Annotated in this window: 14 protein-coding genes and 3 pseudogenes; 6 read left to right on the forward strand and 11 right to left on the reverse strand. The window is 74.0% G+C overall.

Annotated elements, in window-relative coordinates; genetic code table 11:
* Nucleotides 1–558: pseudogene (locus SSNG_RS19435) on the forward strand (HAD hydrolase-like protein); the annotation flags it as partial.
* A 15-nt stretch (nt 559–573) separates the two neighbouring features.
* Here SSNG_RS19435 and SSNG_RS19440 read toward each other — a convergent pair.
* On the reverse strand, nt 574–828 hold the full coding sequence (locus SSNG_RS19440) for a hypothetical protein (RefSeq protein ID WP_007265583.1): 255 nt from the start codon (nt 826–828) through the stop codon (nt 574–576).
* Nucleotides 829–1,005: 177 nt separating this feature from the next.
* On the opposite strand from SSNG_RS19440, the gene SSNG_RS44870 reads away from it, so the two are divergent.
* Nucleotides 1,006–1,389: a cold-shock protein gene (locus tag SSNG_RS44870; protein ID WP_007265584.1), complete on the forward strand. Its 384-nt coding sequence runs from the start codon at nt 1,006–1,008 to the stop codon at nt 1,387–1,389.
* Nucleotides 1,390–1,450: 61 nt separating this feature from the next.
* On the opposite strand, the gene SSNG_RS19450 is transcribed toward SSNG_RS44870, so the two are convergent.
* The 4 genes from SSNG_RS19450 to SSNG_RS19465 form a co-directional block, all read right to left on the reverse strand.
* Nucleotides 1,451–2,311 (reverse strand): 1,4-dihydroxy-6-naphthoate synthase, encoded by an 861-nt coding sequence (locus SSNG_RS19450; RefSeq protein ID WP_007265585.1) that lies wholly within the window; start codon nt 2,309–2,311, stop codon nt 1,451–1,453.
* On the reverse strand, nt 2,289–3,032 hold the full coding sequence (locus SSNG_RS19455; protein WP_050779669.1) for a futalosine hydrolase: 744 nt from the start codon (nt 3,030–3,032) through the stop codon (nt 2,289–2,291). Before SSNG_RS19455 ends, SSNG_RS19450 begins: the two co-directional genes overlap by 23 nt.
* A gap of 16 nt (nt 3,033–3,048) precedes the next feature.
* The gene (locus SSNG_RS19460; protein ID WP_007265587.1) at nt 3,049–3,552 is read right to left on the reverse strand and encodes a hypothetical protein; all 504 of its coding nucleotides are present in this window, start codon (nt 3,550–3,552) and stop codon (nt 3,049–3,051) included.
* 345 nt (nt 3,553–3,897) lie between these two features.
* Nucleotides 3,898–5,259, reverse strand: coding sequence for an MFS transporter (locus SSNG_RS19465; RefSeq protein ID WP_042801405.1), 1,362 nt, complete (start codon nt 5,257–5,259; stop codon nt 3,898–3,900).
* Nucleotides 5,260–5,703: 444 nt separating this feature from the next.
* Between SSNG_RS19465 and SSNG_RS19470 the strand changes: the two are divergent.
* A pseudogene (locus SSNG_RS19470) lies at nt 5,704–6,639 on the forward strand (DUF3027 domain-containing protein).
* Nucleotides 6,640–6,700: 61 nt separating this feature from the next.
* On the opposite strand, the gene SSNG_RS19475 reads toward SSNG_RS19470, so the two are convergent.
* From SSNG_RS19475 to SSNG_RS19485, 3 genes are all read right to left on the reverse strand, one after another.
* Nucleotides 6,701–7,660, reverse strand: a complete 960-nt coding sequence (locus tag SSNG_RS19475) for an RNA polymerase sigma-70 factor (protein WP_128637037.1) — start codon at nt 7,658–7,660, stop codon at nt 6,701–6,703.
* Nucleotides 7,661–7,680: 20 nt separating this feature from the next.
* Nucleotides 7,681–8,868 (reverse strand): FAD-dependent oxidoreductase, encoded by a 1,188-nt coding sequence (locus SSNG_RS19480; RefSeq protein ID WP_007265591.1) that lies wholly within the window; start codon nt 8,866–8,868, stop codon nt 7,681–7,683.
* A 229-nt stretch (nt 8,869–9,097) separates the two neighbouring features.
* Nucleotides 9,098–10,120, reverse strand: coding sequence for a hypothetical protein (locus SSNG_RS19485; protein ID WP_007265592.1), 1,023 nt, complete (start codon nt 10,118–10,120; stop codon nt 9,098–9,100).
* 76 nt (nt 10,121–10,196) lie between these two features.
* On the opposite strand from SSNG_RS19485, the gene SSNG_RS19490 reads away from it, so the two are divergent.
* The 3 genes and pseudogenes from SSNG_RS19490 to SSNG_RS19500 all read left to right on the forward strand — a co-directional run bounded on the left by SSNG_RS19490 (nt 10,197) and on the right by SSNG_RS19500 (nt 13,334).
* Nucleotides 10,197–10,895, forward strand: coding sequence for a GDSL-type esterase/lipase family protein (locus tag SSNG_RS19490; protein ID WP_007265593.1), 699 nt, complete (start codon nt 10,197–10,199; stop codon nt 10,893–10,895).
* A gap of 59 nt (nt 10,896–10,954) precedes the next feature.
* A pseudogene (locus SSNG_RS19495) lies at nt 10,955–11,945 on the forward strand (aldo/keto reductase).
* A 351-nt stretch (nt 11,946–12,296) separates the two neighbouring features.
* Nucleotides 12,297–13,334, forward strand: coding sequence for an MmcQ/YjbR family DNA-binding protein (locus tag SSNG_RS19500; RefSeq protein WP_007265595.1), 1,038 nt, complete (start codon nt 12,297–12,299; stop codon nt 13,332–13,334).
* Here SSNG_RS19500 and SSNG_RS19505 read toward each other — a convergent pair.
* From SSNG_RS19505 to thpR, 3 genes are all read right to left on the reverse strand, one after another.
* A complete protein-coding gene (locus SSNG_RS19505; RefSeq protein WP_050779671.1) occupies nt 13,264–13,821 on the reverse strand; it encodes a YbaK/EbsC family protein in 558 nt (185 codons plus the stop codon). The genes SSNG_RS19500 and SSNG_RS19505 overlap by 71 nt on opposite strands.
* Before the next feature lie 34 nt (nt 13,822–13,855).
* Nucleotides 13,856–14,716, reverse strand: coding sequence for a dimethylargininase (gene ddaH / locus SSNG_RS19510; protein WP_007265597.1), 861 nt, complete (start codon nt 14,714–14,716; stop codon nt 13,856–13,858).
* Between the two features lie 270 nt (nt 14,717–14,986).
* Nucleotides 14,987–15,507 (reverse strand): RNA 2',3'-cyclic phosphodiesterase (gene thpR / locus SSNG_RS19515; protein WP_128637039.1); only part of this gene is annotated, 521 nt, incomplete at its 5' end.

A 15,507-nucleotide genomic window follows, 5' to 3' on the forward strand; every position in this document is an offset into this window, starting at 1 on the left:
AGGCCGCCTACGAGGCCCTGTCCGCCAAGACCGTGGGCGTACATCAACGCCGACGAGGCCATCACGCGCCTCGGGCCGCCGCTGGAGGAGGAGCTCGCGTACTGGTTCCCCGAGGAGGAGATCCCGGCGATGCGGGACCTCTACCGGGAGATCTACGTCCACCACGCCATCGAGCCGACCCCCGCGATGCCCGGGGCCCGCGAGGCGGTCAAGGCCGTGCAGGCGCTCGGCGGGCGGGCCATCGTCGTGACGGCGAAGAACGAGCCCAACGCCCGGCACCACCTGGAGCACCTGGGGATCGAGCCCGACGCCGTCATCGGCTGGCTCTGGGCCGAGGCCAAGGCCGAGGCGCTGCGCGCGTACGGGGCGCAGGTCTACGTCGGCGACCACATCGGCGACGTGCGCGGAGCCCGGACGGCCGGCGCGCTGTCGGTGGCGGTGCCGACCGGGCCGTGTGCGGAGTCGGAGCTGCGCGAGGCCGGTGCGGACGTGGTGCTGACCGACCTCACGGAGCTGCCGCAGTGGCTCGCGGAGTACGAGCGCACCCGCACCGTCTGAGGGGGGCGAGGAGCGTCAGGCGGCCTGGGACGCCCGGGCCGCCTTGCGCTGTGCGGCGGCGGAACGGAGCACGCCGGCCGCGGAGATGGCGAAGCCGACGCCCATGAGCATGCACACGGCCCACGCGTACGACGGGAACGGGTCGGTTCCCAGGAACAGCGGGGCCATCGTCGCCAGGGTCGCCAGCGCGCCGGCGATGAACACGATGCCGCCGGTCTTGATCAGGCCGTCGCCGGGCCGTGCATCGTCGGGATGAGGAGTAACAGTCACCCCACCAGGGTAGTTCCCTGGCCGAAGCGGTGAAGCGGGAAGGACCGGGGAACGTCTTGTCAGCGGTTTCCCGACCATTAGCCTGGAGGAGGCGGGTCGAAGGACCCGCTGTACTGCTATCCGGAGCCGTTTACCACGGTCACCCGGACCCGACGAGCACAAGGACAGAGGACGGACGTGCCTACCGGCAAGGTCAAGTGGTTCAACAGCGAGAAGGGCTTCGGCTTTCTCTCCCGTGACGACGGCGGCGACGTCTTCGTGCACTCGTCGGTGCTCCCGGCCGGGGTCGACGCCCTGAAGCCCGGGCAGCGGGTGGAATTCGGAGTCGTCGCGGGACAGCGCGGTGACCAGGCACTTTCGGTGACGGTGCTGGACCCGGCGCCCTCGGTCGCGGCCGCCCAGCGCCGCAAGCCCGACGAGCTCGCCTCGATCGTGCAGGACCTGACGACGCTGCTGGAGAACATCACCCCGATGTTGGAGCGCGGCCGCTATCCCGACAAGTCGCACGGCACGAAGATCGCCGGGCTGCTCCGCGCGGTGGCCGACCAGCTCGACGTCTGAGCGGGCGAAAGCAGCAAGCCGGTGCCCCGCCGCTCCCTCCGAGAGGCGGGGCACCGTCGCGTCACGGGAAGCGCAGCGCGTCCGCCGGGACGGGCGGGACGAGGCCCTCGGCGGCGGCCCTGGTCAGCAGGCCGCGGACGGCCGCGTACCCGGCGTCGCCGAGGTTCGCGGTGAACTCGTTGACGTACAGCCCGATGTGCTGGTCGGCGACCGCCGGGTCCAGTTCCTGCGCGTGGGCGCGTACGTAGGGCCGCGAGGCCTCCGGGTCGTCCCAGGCCATCCGCACCGACGTACGGGCCGACTCGGCCAGCGCGCGCAGCTTCTCCGCGCCCAGCGAGCGCTTGGCGATGATCGCGCCGAGCGGGATCGGCAGCCCGGTGGTGGACTCCCAGTGCTCGCCCATGTCGGCCAGGCGGTGCAGCCCGTACTCCTGGTACGTGAACCGGGCCTCGTGGATGACGAGTCCCGCGTCCACCCGGCCGTCGCGCACGGCCGGCATGATCTCGTTGAACGGGAGGACGACGACCTTCCCGACCCCGTCCGGCAGCACGTCCGCCGCCCACAGCCGGAACAGCAGGTAGGCGGTGGAGCGTTCGCTCGGCACCGCGACCGTCCCGGCGGACAGGTCCGTGCCGGGCTCCCGCGTCAGCACGAGGGGGCCGCAGCCGCGGCCCAGGGCCCCGCCGCAGGGCAGCAGCGCGTACTCCTCCAGCACCCAGGGCAGTACGGCGTACGAGACCTTCAGCACGTCCAGTTCGCCGCGCTCGGCCATGCCGTTGGTGACGTCGATGTCGGCGAAGGTCACGTCGAGGGCGGGCGCGCCCGGGACGCGGCCGTGCGCCCAGGCGTCGAAGACGAAGGTGTCGTTCGGGCAGGGCGAGTAGGCGATGGCGAGCGGTTCAGCCGTGTTCGTGGTGCTCATGGCGCTCATGGCGTTCTCCCCAGTTGACGAGTACGGGTCCCAGTGCGCGGAATCCGGCGGTCAGGGCGGCGAGCGCGTCCCCGATGCGCCAGGCGGCCCGGTCGCGCGGCCCGACGGCGTTGGACACGGCGCGCACCTCCAGTACGGGCAGCCCGTGCGCCGCGGCGGCCTCCGCCACCCCGAAGCCCTCCATCGCCTCGGCCCCCGCCAGCGGGTGGCGGGCGGCGATCTCGGCGGCGCGGGAGGCGCTGCCGGTGACGGTGGACACGGTCAGGACGGGCGCGAGGAGCGCGCCGGTGGCCTCGGCGGCGCGGGCGGCGAGCTCGGCGGGAGGCAGGTGCACGCTGCGGCCGAAGCCGAGCTCCTGCACCGGCAGGAATCCCTCGGGGGTCTCGGCCCCCAGGTCGGCGGCGACGAGCGCGTCGGCGACCACCAGCGAGCCGAGCGGGGCGGCGGGCGCGAACCCGCCGCCGATGCCGGCGGAGATCACGAGGGAGTAGTCGGCCAGCGCGAGCGCGGTGGCCGTGGCGGCCGCCGCGGCGGCCGGGCCGACGCCGCCGACGAGCACGTCGGCGGCGAGGCCGGGCAGGTCCCGGCGGGTGATGAGGTAGCCCCCGGGGAGCGTGCGCGGTTCGGGCGTGACCGGGTCCGGATGAGGGGTGAGACCGGCGGCCACGGAGTCGGCCTCCGCGGCCACCGCGGTCACGATCAGCGCGCGCACGCCGCTGCGCCTGCCGCTACTTCTTCAGCTTGAGCTTGAAGGTCCAGACGGAGAGGGGCTTGCCGTCCTCGCCGACCTGCACGAAGCCCAGCAGCTTCGACTGGGGCGCCTCGCCCTGGCCGCCGGTCGCGAAGACGTCGGCGCCCTGGAAGCTGCGGTAGGTGTTCGAGGAGGGCTCGGTGATCGGCTGTCCGTCGAGGACCGCCTGCCACTTCTTGCCGTCCTCGACCATCTCGGGCTCGACGCCCAGGCGCAGGGTGTCGCCGCGGCCGTACTCGACGGTCTTGGCCTTCTTGGGGTCCGTGAGGCAGTTCTGGACCTTGTCCATGGTGAGGTCCTGGCCGTTGGCGCTGCATTCGCCCTCGGACTCGGCGGACACCGACGAGCTGCCGACGGTCACCGTCGCGAGCGGGGTCGGCTTGTCGCCGCCACAGGCGGACAGGAGGAGGAGGCCGGCGGACACGGCTCCGAGGGCCGCGACGCTGCGGCGGGCCCTACCCGGGAAAAGCGGTGCGGTCATGAGCCGAAGGCTATCGGGCCGGTGGGCTGCGCCGCCGCACGGGGGTCCCTTGGGCCGCGTCGGGCGCTGCCCTCCCGGGTCGGGGGTGGGGTGGTCGACGTTCGGCTGCGCCGCCGGGTCGGGTGGGCGGGGCGGGGGTGCCGCTGCGCGGGCTGCTCCCCGCCCCGCCCTTCGCCCGTTCCCCGGGGCTGCGCCCCGGACCCCCTTCCGGGGGCTCCGCCCCCGGACCCCCGCGCCTCAAACGCCGGCGGGGCTGGGATTGCCGAACGCCGCGGGGCTGGGATTCGCGCAGCGCCCCGGGGAACGGTGGAAGGGCGGGTAGGGGACAGCCCCGCAGGGGCCGGGTTACGCCACCCGGGGGCGTGGGGACGTCGGGTGGTGGTGGGGGGACGTCAGGAGGCCGCGGAGGGCCATTGCGGTGCCGGCGGCCACCACCGCCGCGGCCACCGCCATGCCCAGGACGCCGTTCAGCGGGAGGGCGATGCCGATCGCGCCGCCCAGGACCCAGGCCACCTGGAGCAGGGTTTCCGAGCGGGCGAAGGCCGAGGTGCGGACGGCTTCCGGGACGTCGCGCTGGATCATCGCGTCGAGCGAGAGCTTCGCGAGGGCCTGGCAGAAGCCGGCCGTGCCGGCCAGGACGGCCATGAGCGGGCCGCTGAAGAGGACGGCCGAGAGGATCGCCACGCCCAGGGTGACGGAGAGGACCGACGCGATGATCGCTTCCGGGGCCCGGGCGCGGAGCCACGCGCCGACCGCGGTCCCGGCGGCGTTGCCGAGGCCCGCCGCGACGCCGACGATGCCCAGCGACACCGCCGCGCTCTGCCCGGCGAGGGGGTGCTCGCGCAGCAGGAAGGCCAGGAAGAAGATCAGGAACCCGGACAGGCCGCGCATCGCCGCGTTCGCGAGCAGCCCGCACAGGACGGGGCGGCTGACCGTGCGCAGCCCGGGGCGTTTGGAGTGGGCCTCGTGGGTGGAGAGCCGGGCGCGGCGCTCGCCCTTGGCGTCGTCGACCTTGTGCGGCAGCTGGAACGCCGCGAAGGTGCCCCAGACGAAGATCGCGCAGGCCCCGTACAGCGGCCAGGGCGGTCCGATGGTGTGCAGTCCGGCGGCCACGGGTGCGGCCGCGCCCGTCGCGAGCAGGCCCGCGAGCGTGACGCGGGAGTTCGCCTTGACGAGTGAGAACTTCGGCGGGAGGAGCCGCGGGACGACGGCGCTGCGTACGACTCCGTACGCCTTCGAGGCGACCAGGACGCCCAGGGCCGCCGGGTACAGCTCCAGGCCGCCGGTGGCGACGGCGCCGGACATCATCAGCGCCAGCAGGGCCCGCGTCAGCATGGCGCCCGCCATCGCCGCCCGCCTGCCGTGCGGGAGCCGGTCGAGGAGGGGGCCGATCACGGGGGCCAGCAGGGTGAAGGGCGCCATGGTGATCGCCAGGTAGAGGGCCACCCGTCCGCGTGCCTCGTCGGTGGGGACCGAGAAGAACACCGTCGAGGCGAGCGCGACGGTGATCATGACGTCTCCGGCACCGTTGATCGCGTGCAGTTCGATCAGACGGCCCAGTCCCGACTCACCGGCCCCGTGGGCGTGCGTGGCGCGCCGGATACCGCGCGCCGTGCCGGTGATGGGGAGGTGCAGGGCACGCCCGACCGCCCGGCCGGCCCGCCTGGCCGGTCCCGAGCCGTCTGCGGACGACCGTGCGGGAGCCACGTGGCCATAGTGCCCCACGAGCCCGTCCAGGACCCCTCCCGGCGCGTCCGGGGGGTGGTTCCCGGAGGCCGTGGCAGGGTCTCGCGCTGCCTTCGCGCGGCTTCCGCGCTGCTTCCGCGCGGTTTCCGCGAGGCCCTCGCGCTGCTTCCGCGTGGCTCCCGCGCGCGTGTGTTGTCCGCGAATCGGACCTCGCATGTGGGCCGAAGGCTTGGAAGGAGGTAGCGTGCGTAGCGCGCCACCGGCGGTTGCACTTGGCCGCGCGCCTCTTCGTGATCCCGCAGAATGGATCACAGTGGGGTGCGCCCGAGGCCGATCGGGGCGCGGACGTCGACGCGGCCCTCTGGTCCGCTCCGCCCGCGCTACGTACGGACGAGACCGACGGGTCGTTGTGAACGACAGTACGGACGGCGCACTCGTGAGACGGCGTAGGAGAGAACGAGACCTGTGAGTGCTGCGACGACGCGAAGCCGTACCCCGCGTACCCCGCGTACGCCCGCCCCGGACCGCCTCTGCGCCGAGGCGGTCGAGTTCGCCCGCGCGGCGGCCGAGGAGGCCGCCCACCCCGGTGTGGTGGGCGAGCACGTGTCCGTCGTAGCGGAGGGCGACCGGGTCGTCACCCACTTCTTCGAGTGCAAGGAGCCGGGCTAACGGGGGGCTGGCGCTGGGCCGTCACCGTGACCCGTGCCTCCCGCGCGAAGAACGTCACCCTCGACGAAACGGTGCTCCTTCCCGGCGACGACGCGCTCCTCGCCCCCGAATGGGTGCCGTGGAGCGACCGGCTGCGCCCGGGCGACATGGGCCCCGGCGACCTGCTGCCGACGGACGCCGACGACCTGCGGCTGGAGCCCGGCTGGTCCGGGGAGGACGCGCCGCCGCCGAACTCGGTCGTCTCCACCGAGATGGCGGAACTGGTCGAGGCCGAGGACGCCGACGTCACGGACCGGGTTTTTCGCCCCGTTGCGCGGTTCGATCACCGCCGTGGCGGAGGAGCTCGGCATGCGCCGCGCCCGCGTCCTGTCGCGGTACGGGCTGCACACGGCGGCCGACCGCTGGGACGAGTCCTTCGGGGCGAAGACGCCGATGGCGCAGGCAGCGCCCGCGTCGTGCGTCTCGTGCGGCTTCCTCGTGGCGATCGGGGGCTCGCTGGGGCAGGCCTTCGGCATCTGCGCGAACGAGTTCGGTCCGGCGGACGGCCGGCTCGTCTCCCTCTCGTACGGCTGCGGCGGCCACTCGGAGGCCGCCGTCATGCCGAAGCCGCCGCGGCCCGCGCCGCCGGTGCTGGACTCGATGGCGACGGACGAGTTCCCGCTGCGTCCGGCGCCCGACACGGGGTCGGTGCCGTCGGCGGACCTTCCGTCCGCCGATCTCGGGCACTCGTAGGCCGACCGGGCCCCGCGGGTGGTGAGGGGCGGGTCGCCGGGGTGCGGCGCCCGCCCTCGGTTCACCGCAGGGTGATCGGGGTCTCGGCCGCGACGGCGCCGAGCTTCTCGGGGTTGCGGACGAAGTAGATGCCGGCGATGCGGCCGTCCTCGACGTGGAAGGCCATGACGCCGTCGAGTTCGCCGTCCAGGTGGGCGAGGAGCGCCGGACTGCCGTTGACCACGGTGGGGGTGATGGCGAACCGGTCGGCCCTCTTGCCGACGCCGCCGATGATGAAGCGGCCCACCTTGTCGGCGCCCGTGACGGGGCGCAGCGCGGCCTGCTTGATGCCGCCGCCGTCGCCGACGAGGACGACGTCGGGGGCGAGCACGTCCAGCAGCCCTTGGAGGTCTCCGCTGTCGAGCGCGCGCCGGAAGGATTCCATGACGGCCCGGGTCTGGCTCGCGGAGACGGTCTGGCGGGGGCGGCGGGCGTCGACGTGACGGCGGGCGCGGTGCGCGATCTGGCGTACGGCGGCGGGGGTCTTGTCGACGGCGGCGGCTATCTCGTCGTAGCCGACGTCGAAGGCCTCGCGCAGGACGAACACGGCGCGTTCGGTGGGGGAGAGCGTCTCCAGTACGAGCATCATCGCCATGGACACGCTCTCGGCGAGTTCCACGTCCTGCGCCACGTCGGGTGCGGTGAGCAGTGGTTCGGGCAGCCACTCGCCGACGTAGGACTCCTTGCGGCGGCTCATCGCCCGCAGCCGGTTGAGGGACTGACGGGTGGTGACGCGGACCAGGTAGGCGCGCCGGTCCTCGACCTGGCCGAGGTCGACCTTCACCCACCGCAGCCAGGTCTCCTGGAGGACGTCCTCGGCGTCGGAGGCCGAGCCGAGCATCTCGTAGGCGACGGTGAAGAGCAGGTTGCGGTGGGCGACGAAGACTTCGGTCGCCTCAGCGGCGGCGGCGGCGTCGTCGTCGGCGGCCTGGTCGGTCGCCGCGTCGGTGGTGCGGTCGCCGTCCTGCACGTGGTCGTTCATCTGGTCGGTCCCCCTGGGGGTCAGGCGGCCGTGGTCCGTCCCCGCACGGCCTGGAGCTTCTTCTGGCGGTTGGCTGCGCCCATGAGGTGGAGACGGTAGCCGCCGGGCTTGTGGGCCTCGTCGGCGAGGTGCTTGACGACGCCCGTGCAGACGGTCTCCTTCAGCTTGGCGCCGGGCTTGCCGTCGACGTGGAACCAGATCGCGGTGTCGGCCTTGGCGAACTGGAAGATGCCGTCGTGGCGGCCGAGGCTGATGCACTGGGCGCCGAAGGGCTGGTTGAGGGTTTCGGGGCTTTCGCCGGCGAGGCGGCTCAGGACGGTGTCGGCGGCGCGGGCGCCCATGGGCATGGCGGCCTGGCAGCTCATCCGCAGCGGCAGGTTCGAGGGGGCGGCCGAGTCGCCGGCGGCGACGATGCGGTCATCGTCGACGCTGGTGAGGGTCTCGTCGGTGAGGATGCGGCCGGCGGCGTCGGTGGCCAGGCCGCTGCGTGCGGCGAGGTCGGGGACGGCGAAGCCGGCGGTCCAGACGGTGACCCGGCTGGGCAGTTCGCGGCCGTCGGCGAGGCGGACGGCGGTGGCGGTGACGTGGGTGACGGTGCTGCCGGGTCCGTCGACGACGGTGACGCCGAGGCGGGCCAGGCGGCGGGCGACCGAGCGGCGGCCGCGGGTGTGGAGGTAGGGGCCGAGGGTGCCGCCGCAGACCAGGGTGACGGGGCGGCCGGCGCCGGCGAGTTCGGCGGCGGTCTCGATGCCGGTGGGTCCGGCGCCGACCACCGTCACCGGGGCGTCGGCGGGGGCGGCGGCCAGGACCGGGCGCAGCTGCTGCGCGTCTTCGAGGGTGGCGATGGGGTGGGCGTGTTCGGCGGCTCCGGGGACGCGGAGTCCGGCGCCGGTGCTGCCGACGGCGTAGACGAGGTAGTCGTAGGCGAGGCGGTCGCCGGAGGCGAGGGCGAGGGTGCGGGCGGGGGCGTCGATGAGGTCGACGGTGTCGACGACCAGGCGTACGCCCTCGGCGAGGACGTCCTCGTACTCGACGACGGCCGCGTCGTTGCCGGCGGCGAGCTGGTGCAGGCGGATGCGGTGCACGAACGACGGGCGCGCGTTGACCAGGGTCACCGTGACGTCACCGCGCAGGGTGAGTCGGTTGGCGGCCATCACGCCCGCGTAACCGCCGCCGATCACGACCACGTTGGTGTTGTTCTCGCTCATCGTGTCCTCCTCCGTTGGGGTTCGGACACAAGACACCGGGTGCCGCGCACGTGTGACAGGTTGTGGCCCGGATCACACCGGGCGGTGTGGAACGGGCCCCTGTCGTCACCCCCGTGAACGACAAGGGCCCCTCGCCGAAAGTGAGCTTAGGCGGGTGTTCTTCGAGGTCATGTGCACTGCGCGCAGAGATCGTCGACATTGCGCGCAGGAGGTTTACGGGCCCGGCCCCCTAGCTATTGCGGCGGCGGAAGAGGCGCTTGCCCACGAGGACCAGGGCGGTGCCCGCCGCGAGGACCAGCGCCCCCTTGGTGAAGCCGCCGGAGTCCTGCCCGGCGGGCGCGCCCTGCGCCCCAGCGGAGCCCGTGGGGACGCCGCCCGGCCGCTGCGGGGCGGGGGTGCGGGCCGGGTCGGACGCGGCCGCCGCCGGGCCGGCCGGTACGGCCACCACCCTGCTGTTCGCGCCCTCCGCCCCGAACATCAGCGTCCTGCCGTCCGGCGTGTACGTCACCGACTCCGCCTGCCCCTGCCACGGCGCGTCCACCCGCTCGCCCGCGCCCTCCGGGCGGCCGTCCTTCCACGCGTACGTACGGGCCGTGAGGTAGCCGCGCAGCGTCAGCCGCGTCCCGTCCGGCGAGAACGCCCCGTCCGTCACCCACGGCACCTCCGCGACCCGCCGGAAGACGTTGCGCCCGTCCGCCGACAGCCGTTCGGGGCCCTCGTACAGGCCGCCGCCCTGCTCGTTCTTGCTCGCGACGTACACCCGGCCCGTCACCGGATGCACCATCAGCGCCTCGGCGTTGCGCGGCCCGTCGGCGTACGTGACCGTGAACTGCTCGGCCGCGACGGTCCGGTCGCCGAGCTCCTTCGGCTCCTGGAAGCGGTAGATCCACACGTGGTCCCAGGTGCCGTCCTTGTTGTCGCCGATGTCCCCGACGTACAGCTGCCCGTCCGGTCCGAGCGAGATCGCCTCCACGTCGCGCGGGGTCCCGATCCCGGTCAGCGTCAGCCGCGCCACCGTCTTCCCGGTCGCCGAGTCCACCGCGTACACGTACGGGCCGTCGTCGCTGTCGTTGTGCGTCCAGTACACCCCCGGGTGGATCCGGCTGGCCGCGAGCCCGCTCGACTCCTTGATCCGCGGATCGGTGATGGTGAACCCGGACGCGGCGGGGGTCTCCGCCGCGAGGGCGGCCCCCGGCAGCAGGGCGAGCACGAGGGCGGCGGGGACGGCGGTCGACCGGGGCAGCAGGCGCATCCCACAAGCCTGCCACCAGGCAGGGCGTGTCCGGCATCACAGGGGTTCCCGGCGCGTGATCCGCGATGATGACCGGATGCGTTTCATGTTCGTCGGCGACTCCATGACCATCGGACGCGCCGGCGACTACACCTGGCGCTACCGGATGTGGCAGCACCTCGGCGCCACCCTGGGCGACGGCTCGTTCGAGATCGTCGGCCCGCGCACCGCGCTGTACGACGACACCGGCGCCGACGGCCCCGCCGGACAGGACTACGCCGCCCCGGACTTCCCCGGACACGCCCGCCGGCACCTCGCCGGCTGGGGCGAGGGCTGGCAGCACATGGCCCCCCTCATCGGGCCCGCCGCCGCCGAGCACCGGGCCGACGTGCTGCTCGTCTCCCTCGGCCTGATCGACCTCGGCTTCTACACCAACGCCGAGCAGACCGCCGGCAACGTCCGCGCCTTCGTCGCCGCCGCCCGCGAGGCCCGCCCGGCGGTCCGGATGGTCTTCCTCCCGGTGATCCCCAACGTCCGCGCCGAGGACGAACCCCCCTTCGCGGCCGAGGTCGCCCGGTTCAACGAACTCCTCGCCAAGGCGGTCGCCGACCTGACCACCGACGCCTCCCCGATCCTGCTGGCGGCCCGCCCCGACGCGTACGACATCCACCGCGACACCTACGACGGCACGCACCCCAACGCCTCCGGCGAGCACCGCCTCGCGGGCGAGTTCGCGGCCGTCCTGCACCAGGCCTGGGGCGTCGGCGGCCCCTACCGGCCCGCACCGGCCCGGTAAGTCCCGTCCCGCGAGAGGGTCTTGCCTCGAGCGCACTCCAAGCAGTTGGCTAGTGCCCCATGAAGTACACGCAGCTCGGACGCACCGGTCTCAAAGTCAGCCGCCTCGTACTCGGCACGATGAACTTCGGCCCCCAGACGGGCGAGCCGGAAAGCCACGCGATCATGGACTCGGCCCTCGACGCGGGGATCAACCTCTTCGACACGGCGAACGTGTACGGGTGGGGTGAGAACAAGGGCCGCACCGAGGAGATCATCGGCACCTGGTTCGCGCAGGGCGGCGGCCGCCGCGAGAAGACCGTCCTCGCCACCAAGGTCTACGGCTCCATGTCCCGCGAGGGGGAGACCTGGCCCAACTACGACCGCCTCTCCGCCCTGAACATCCGCCGGGCCGTCGAGGACAGCCTGCGCCGCCTGAAGACCGACCACATCGACGTCTACCAGTTCCACCACGTCGACCGGCGGACCCCCTTCGAGGAGATCTGGCAGGCCATCGAGGTCCTGATCCAGCAGGGCAAGATCCTCTACGCGGGCTCCTCCAACTTCCCCGGCTGGAAGATCGCCCAGGCCAACGAGACGGCCGCCCGGCGCGGCATGGTCGGCCTGGTCAGCGAGCAGTGCCTCTACAACCTCTCCGAGCGGCGCGCGGAGATGGAGGTCATCCCGGCCGCCGAGGAGTACGGCCTCGGCGTCATCCCCTGGTCCCCGCTGCACGGCGGCCTGCTCGGCGGCGTCCTCAAGAAGGAGGCCACCGTCGGCCGGCGGGCCACCGGCCGCTCGGCGGACGCCCTCGCCAACGCCACCGTCCGGGCGCAGATCCAGGCGTACGAGGACCTCCTCGACAAGCACGGCCTGGAACCCGGCGAGGCCGCCCTGGCCTGGCTGCTGACCCGCCCCGGCATCACCGGGCCCGATCGTCGGCCCGCGCACCGCCGAGCAGCTGGAGAGCGCGCTGCGCGCGGTGGAGCTGGAGCTGAGCGAGGAGGTACTGGCCGGCCTCGACGAGATCTTCCCCGGGCCGGGACCGTCGCCGGAGGCCTTCGCCTGGTAGGCGGGGCCGGATGCCGGGGGTCCGGGGGTCGTCCCCCCGGGCGGACACAGTCCGGGGCCGGGACCGTCGCCGGAGGCCTTCGCCTGGTAGGCGGGGCCGGTCCCGTACCGCCCGAGCACACCGCCCCGCCCGCGCTTCGCGCGCGGGCGGGGCGGTGCGGGTCCTACGGGTACGGGCGGGCGCGGAGCGGCCGGGGTGTGGGCTACTGGCCCACCGCGGCCGCCACCGCCACGACTACGAACATCAGCACGAGCACACCGGCCATGACACGGTTTCTGGTCTTCGGGTCCACCCGTCGAGACTAACGCGCTCCCGCCCACGCCCCTCGCCGCGGGCTGCGAGACTTGCGTCATGGTCACCGTCGAAGACGTACGGCGGCTGGCGCTCGCGCTGCCGCGCACCGAGGAGCACCTCGTCCGCGACCGGGTGAAGTTCCGCATCGGCCGGATCGTCTACCTCGCCCTCTCCCGGGACGAGACCGAACTCGGCTTCGCCTTCCCCAAGGAGGAACGGGCCGCGCTCGTCGCCTCCGAGCCGGAGAAGTTCTCCCTGCCGGGCGCCGGCGACATGCGCTACAACTGGGTGCACGCCCGGATGGCCGCCCTCGGCACCCGGGAACTCGCGGAACTGGTCACCGACGCCTGGCGGATGTGCGTACCGGCCAAGGTCGCCCGCGCGCACCTGGAGGACGCCGACGCCGCCGACGCCGCCGCCCTGCCGCCCGCGCCGGGACTCGACGGGCTGCGGGCCGCCGCCGGGGTGTTCGGGGCCTTCCCCGGCGTGGACCGCAGCTGGCACGCGCTCGTCGCGGACACCGCACCCGGCATCGACCTCTCCGACCCCGCGCACCGCACCGCCCTGCACCGCTGGCTCAACGCCTGGGGCTGCCGCATCCGCTACCCGCGCGAGGGCGAGCCCGACCCGCTGGACACCGGACTCGCCGCCTGGTGGGCCCGGCACACCCTGCCCGGGAACCCGATCGCGGCCCTCACCGACCGGGAGATCGGCGTGCTCGCCGCCGCGTACGCGGACCTGGCCGCGCTGCCGCTGGGCCGGCGCGGCCTCGGCCCGACGGCGGCCGCCAAGGCCCTGTTCGCGCTGCGGCCGCGCACCGTCATGCCCTGGGACGCGGCCATCGCCACCCGGCTGCACGGCGCCCGCGACGAAGGGGCCTTCGGGCGGCACCTGCGCACCGGCCGCGCCTGGGCCCGGGCCGCGCTGGCGGAGAGCGGCCTCGACGAGGACGCGCTCACCGCCGCACTGGGACGGCCCGGGCTGCCGCTGGCGAAGGTGCTCGACGAGTACCTCTACGTCACCCTCAGCCACTCACCACGGCCGCCGGCACCAGCGGCGGCACCAGTGGCGGCACCAGCGCCGGTTCCGCGCTGACCGGTGCCACGCGCGGCCGCACCAGCGCCAGGTAGGCGGCGGTGCGCAGCGCCACCGACACGTCGAGGCGTCCCGCGTTGAACCAGATCTCCTCGTGCTCCAGCAGCGCCGGGTCGACGACCACCTCCACGGCCGGGTCGAAGCTCACCGGCATGATCGACCCGCTGACGCAGCCCGTCAGCTCCTCGGCGACCTCGCGGACGGCGAAGGAGGCGTTCGTGCCGCCGTACTCGGCCCGTACCGCCTCCAGGTCCACGCGGCAGTGCCCCGGCACCACGGCGATCACGTAACGGCGCTGTTTGCGTCCCAGCGCCACTCTGATGACCAGGCACTTGGCGGCCTGTTCGAGGCTGTGGCCGCGTATCAGGCTGGCCAGGTCGGTACGCCCCTCCGGGGCGTGGCGCAGCAGCCGGTAGCCGGCTCCCGCGTCCGCCAGGAGGTCGAGCAGGCGGGCGTGGCTGTCCGCGATCGCGGTCGCAGAGGTCACAACTGTCCTTTCCGGAAACTACGTCGGTGGTGACTCAGCGGTCGCGCAGCTCCAGGGTGCAGCACTTCACGCTGCCGCCCGCCTTGAGGAGCTCGGAGAGCCCGACCCCGACGGGCTCGAAGCCGCGCGCGCTGAGCTGGGCCGCCAGGCCGGTCGCCGCCTCCGGCAGCAGCACGTGGCGGCCGTCGGAGAAGGCGTTCAGCCCGAAGACCGCGGCGTCCTCGGCGGTGGCGAGGATCGCGTGGGGGAACATCGTGCGGAGCACGGCCCGGCTGCCCTCGGAGAAGGCGGCCGGGTAGTACATGACCTCGTCGTCGGAGAGCACGGCCAGGGCCGTGTCCAGGTGGTAGTACTCCGGGTCGACGAGGGTCAGGCTCGTCACCGGCAGGCCGAAGAACTCCTGGGCCTCGGCGTGCGAGCGCGGGTCGGTGCGGAAGCCGGTGCCGGCGAGGATCCGGCGGCCGACGGTGAGGAAGTCGCCCTCGCCCTCGTTGATGTACTCCGGCCACAGCACGTCGCGGTAGCCGCGGCGTTCGAACCAGCCCAGGTACGCGGGCCCCTCGGCGGTGCGCTGCGCGTGCCGGAACCGCGCGCCGTAGACCTTGCCGTCGACGACGGTGGCGCCGTTCGCGGCGAACACCATGTCGGGCAGGCCCTCGACGGGGTCGATCTCCTCGACGAAGTGGCCGAGTTCGCGGTACAGGTCGCGCAGCCGCTCCCACTGGCGGACGGCGAGGGCGGGGTCGGTGCTGTTCTCCGGGTGCATCCAGGGGTTGATGGAGTACGTGACGTCGTAGTGCCGGGGTCGGCACATCAGCAGCCTGCGGCGGGTGGCGACGCGCGCGGTGGCCGTCGGGGCGGCCGTCGGGGTGGTGGTCGGCTCGGTGAGCGGCACGGGGACTCCTTCGAGGGTGGCCGGAGGGACTCCGGGCCGCCCCGCGGGGTGGTGGCGGGGCGGCCGTGGGTGCGGTGGGGCTGGGGTGCGGGCGTGCGTGCGTGCGGGCGTCAGCGGGCGGCTTGCCAGGTACTGGTCCGGAGCATGCCGGGGTCGCCTCTACTGGTTCTGTTTCACCGGAATCCGGATTCCGGCCCCCGAAGTGCGGGCCACCAGGGGATGAACCGTCCCCGAACCCTCGGCCCTTGAGCCCTTGAGCCCTTGAGCCCTTCAGCCGTGGAGCGGCCAGGCTTCGACGACCTCGTAGCGGGGCTGCTCGCCGGGGACGCCGGAGGAGGGGAGGTTGCTGCGGACCAGGCTGAGGGTGTCGACCTGCCAGGGCGTGCCCTCGAAGCCGGCGAGGGCGTCGAGGCAGGGCCGCAGGTCGGTGCCGGGGCGGCCGCGGGCGAGGGTGAGGTGCGGGGTGTAGCGGCGGTGGTGCTCCATGGGCACCCCGGCCCGGCGGGCGGCGGCGTCGGCCCGCTCGGCGAGCAGCCGCATCGCGTCGATGCCGCCGGCGGCGCCGGTCCACAGGGCGCGGTCGCCGAAGTGGCCGATGCCGTGGAGGCGGAGGGGGAAGGGGGCGCTGCGGTGGGCTGCGCGGGCGAGGCGGGCGTGGAGGTCGGGGAGGAGGGGGTCGGGGACCTCGCCCATGAAGGCGAGGGTGAAGTGCCAGCCCGCTTCCGCGGTCCAGCGCAGGCCGTCGGGGCGGGGCGACGCCGCGAGGGCGTCCCGCAACTCGGCGACGGCCC

The organism is Streptomyces sp. C, assembly GCF_000158895.1.
Taxonomy (GTDB): domain Bacteria; phylum Actinomycetota; class Actinomycetes; order Streptomycetales; family Streptomycetaceae; genus Streptomyces; species Streptomyces racemochromogenes.